Origin of the sequence: Pseudoalteromonas sp. 19-MNA-CIBAN-0066 (genome assembly GCF_040308705.1) — a bacterium.
GTDB lineage: Bacteria > Pseudomonadota > Gammaproteobacteria > Enterobacterales > Alteromonadaceae > Pseudoalteromonas > Pseudoalteromonas nigrifaciens.
Map to the genome: position 1 here is coordinate 1 of NZ_JBEONZ010000263.1, position 262 is coordinate 262.

At 42.4% G+C, this 262-nt stretch carries 1 pseudogene; it reads right to left on the bottom strand.

The window, feature by feature from the left end:
- A pseudogene (locus AAEZ18_RS19080) lies at positions 1-262 on the bottom strand (replication endonuclease); the annotation flags it as partial.

Below are 262 nucleotides of genomic sequence, written 5' to 3' on the forward strand. Positions count from 1 at the left end.
GTTTTTAATTGGCGAGCCCACCACTTATCACACTGCATTTTAAGTAGCGCAATTTCGTAGCATTCAGTTGGTAAGCTTTCTTCGCGCATAGCGTAAAAGGGTACGTTAGCGCCCACAGCTTTAGCGTGATCAGCTATTGCATCGTAAGTTAACGATACTATTTTTTCATAAGGTAGGTGCTGGTGCTCTTCGCTTACATCAAGCGCAATTTGCAGGCATTCAATAGCCAGCGTATTTGCATGCTTTTTGGTTTTTTCAATAC